Genomic DNA, 3,662 nt, shown 5'->3' on the forward strand with positions numbered 1-3,662 from the left:
CTGCATAATCCATCTGCGTAGACCTGGAGATCGAAATATCAGAACTATTGATGCTTTTGCTTTCCTTATCCTGTACAATCTTTCCAAAATTCTCAGACAGCTTTTTCGCCGTATCCCCGCTCACCTGCCCAGAGATAATATTGCCCACAATGTTCGTGATCACATCCGCCTGCTCCTGCCCGTAGTCCTTCCTCAACTGCGAAAAATCCTGCAATCCTAAAGTAGTCGCACATTTATAGCCCCTCGCCACGGCAATATGGCTGTCCATTCCGCCCACAAAAATCGAGGAATATTCATCAAAGACAATGCTGCTTTTCTGCATCCCCTTTTTGTTCACCAGCTTTAACATGCGGTTCACATAAAGCGAAAGCACCGCCCCATAGGTCTGCACCTTCTGCGGGTTATTGCCCATACAGACAATCTTCGGCTCCAGCGGATTATTGATGTCCAGCGTAAAATCATTACCGCTCAGCACATAATACAACTGTGGTGAAGACAACCTGGCCAGGCCGATCTTGGCCGAGGCAATCTGCCCCTCCAGTTGTGGCATCGCCTTTCGCTGCAGCGCCGAAATAAATGGATTGATCAGGACCCTGATCTCCGGCTCTTCCTGCAGTACCGCAAAAAGCCTGTCATATTCCGCCTGGATCAGCTCAATCGCATGCGGCAAAGTGCAGTAACGCCCGTTTTTGTATTTACGCAAAAACCAGATCACCGCCGTTACAAAATTGATCGCACTCTCCGCAAAAAAATCACCCTGTTTTTTGATCCAGTCCCGGTTCAGCCCCAGCATTACTGTCCGGCTGGCCTCGGTCGCGTCGGTAATATCCTCCATACTCTGCGGATCCAGCGGATTGCATCTGTGATAAATCCTGTCAAAATCAATTACCCAGAAGTTCGGTTTAACCTTATAATTATCCTTATATTTCAGCAATGCGTTGTAGGCAATGATCGAAAGGTCATCGAACTTGAAATCGTACAAAAACATTGAAAAACCCTTGCGGATATGCTGGGTGATCACATGGCGGATCACAAAATAACTTTTCCCAGACCGCACCCGGATCCGGGGGTGCCCGTAACGAGCAGCCCCCGGAAAGGATTAATGATATTGATGTACGAGTTCCTGATTTTTCCTTTTAGATTGTACCTGGCGGGTAGATTGACCGAATACTCATTCTCCAGCAGTCGTTCTTCCTGCGGAAAAGTTTCATTCTCGCTATTAAATACATCGGTGCTGATAGAAGATTTGATCAACCTGGAAAGCATGGCTCCCCCGGAAAGTATCAATAGATAACCGGTAGAAGTTGTGATGATATARAGGCCAGCAGTTAGCTGGGCATCAAATCCTAACCTAAAAACGAAAAAGGCCGCAAAATAAAACACCAGTCCTATTGCGATATAAAGCATAATGTCCTTCTTTTTGATCTTTTCATCCTTCATGCCTTTTACACCCAGCAGGGAAATGGCTAAACACAATAACGCTGCAAGTTTTGGTACCCAAAACCCATCAAAAAGCCCGGTCCTCGAAACATTCAAAATCAATCGATCCGTAATCCCTGCTGTAAAGCCCCAGATCTTGAAAGCTAAATAACAGCTCATATAAAAATGGATGCATAAAATAAACAGACTGATCAGCCTGATAAAATCAGTGATCTTACGCAGCCCTTGCGTATCTTCTCCTGTATTCATCTTCTGTTGTTAAAATTTGAGTTCCTGTTGCTGAGTTTTTCTTTTTTTCCGTTTCCTGCTCCTCAAGGCCGGTGAAACGGGATCAAATTCTGGCCGGGCCAGAAGCAGATCGAGTAAATTATCAGAAGGCTCAGCCAATAACTGCGGCGAAACGTTGGAGATCTGTTCCTGAGCTGAAGCAGCTTGTACCTTCTTCTGCTTATCTTTTTGCCCGGCCATGGCGAGCCGCTCCTCCAGATTTCCATTCTTTTGCGTATTGGCATAAGTAAAACGCTCGCTAATTTGTCTCTGATAGTTAAACATTTCATCGAAGACCTTTTCTCCTGAAGCTTTAAAAGCCACCCGGTCAAACTGCCCGATCTTTTTGGAATGCTCCAGGTTTCCTCCCCTGGAATTGTTCATTGGGCTCAGCTTGATGGAATTAGTGATATCCTTACGGCTTACAATCACCTGGATATGCATCTGCTCTCCTGGCTTCGCATCTCCCCTTTTCACCGTTCCATTTTTTACTTCCTTATCTTTGGCTGAATAATAGCGGTGGTTTTCCAGCTTTCCAAACCAAAGCAAATCTTCATTGCTCTTAATACCCGGACGGCGAAAATTACGGGCATATTCATCCATGATTTTGATGGCAAAAGCTTTTAACTCTTCCTTAGTTCCTAAACCTTCCAGCATTTTTAAATGCACGATCTCTTTCTGGCTCGGAGAGATATTGACCAGAAAAAATTTCGCATCATATGCGGAGAGTTTAGCGATATTCCGATCAATTGATCTTTTTACCACATAGGAATCGATGTGGCTTTCTTTTCCGTTAAACCAGTGTCCCGTTTCCTGCTCAGGAAATAACCTGTTCTCCTTATCCAGGTAATGCACGAGCTGCGCACTACTCCCCTTATTGTTACCCGTTTCGCTTGCTGAAATATTGATAAACATTGTTATAGACTTTCTATCTGTTTACGCGTCAGTTCTGCCAGTTCTTCTTTTTCCCTGGTTTTAAATGCGCCCAGTTCTTCCCGTGCTTTGATGTAACTGTTCAATATCTGCAGCATCTTGAGCTTTAACGTTTCCCTTGATTCCATGTTCTGCGCGATGAGCTTGATCAGTCGATCATTATCCTGAGCGGTTTTCAAAAACACCCCCTGGTTTTTAACCAGGGTTTTATTGGCACCAAGCACCTGCTCATTGAAGAATTTGACGATATCCTTTTGATTGGTAATCATCTTATCCACACCCTGCTTGATCGGAACCAACAGTAAGTCCTCCTGCGCCCTGATAAAAGCCATATAACTTTTATGCCCTTTGGCAAGCGCAATCTTTAACAGTTCATCATTCAGGTCAGTCGGATCCTTTTTATTACGGTAAAAATAATCTACCATCTGCGCGAAAACCGTCCGTTTGGAGCGGCCCAGCGCGAGGCTAACCTTTTGCAGTTTATCACCCGTAAGCTTGGTATGTTTTATCGCGTTCAGATTTTCCATAACCATATAGTTCGTTGAAGGGGAATTCTTTAGAGATATCCTTTATCGGCCCTGGCTGCACTTTCAACCTATCAAAGAATTCCCGGAGAATTCTACCAATGCCCCTGAAGCGTGCTACAGGGTCATAAAGTAGGGTCTGCCCAACTTCCGCTTGCTCCTTTTTCTATAGGGAAAAAGGACTAAACGGCGAGGAACCCGAGCCGGTGCTTTTAAATGAAATAAACTGTTTTATTCTTAGTGTTTTGCAATAACCATATCAGTAAGTAGCGGTTTACCCAGCTCATTGGCTTCAACTGTTAGCACCAGTTCTGTTCCAAACGGTAGATATCGCACCTCTGTTTCACCAGCCATGTACCTACCTTGGTTAGCGGCTTTTCGGTAAACCGACAGGGTTATCTTTTTATGAGAATCGACCAGCGTAAAAAAACAGTTGATGGTCAGACCACTTTTTGACCATAACATAAAGTCAAGTGTAGCGGCATGAGTACCGAGTGG

At 44.6% G+C, this 3,662-nt stretch carries 3 protein-coding genes and 1 pseudogene; all 4 read right to left on the reverse strand.

Annotated features, from left to right (window positions below; all coding sequences use genetic code 11):
* Positions 1-1,689 (reverse strand): annotated as a pseudogene (mobC, locus tag AC1DPQ_RS21220) (conjugal transfer protein MobC); the annotation flags it as partial.
* A gap of 9 nt (positions 1,690-1,698) precedes the next feature.
* On the reverse strand, positions 1,699-2,622 hold the full coding sequence (locus tag AC1DPQ_RS21225) for a DUF5712 family protein (RefSeq protein WP_477610791.1): 924 nt from the start codon (positions 2,620-2,622) through the stop codon (positions 1,699-1,701).
* A gap of 2 nt (positions 2,623-2,624) precedes the next feature.
* Positions 2,625-3,167, reverse strand: coding sequence for a BfmA/BtgA family mobilization protein (locus tag AC1DPQ_RS21230; protein ID WP_477579129.1), 543 nt, complete (start codon positions 3,165-3,167; stop codon positions 2,625-2,627).
* A 234-nt stretch (positions 3,168-3,401) separates the two neighbouring features.
* Positions 3,402-3,662 (reverse strand): hypothetical protein (locus AC1DPQ_RS21235; protein ID WP_477610792.1); only part of this gene is annotated, 261 nt, incomplete at its 5' end.

The sequence above is a fragment of the Pedobacter sp. 01T416_2 genome (assembly GCF_056398925.1).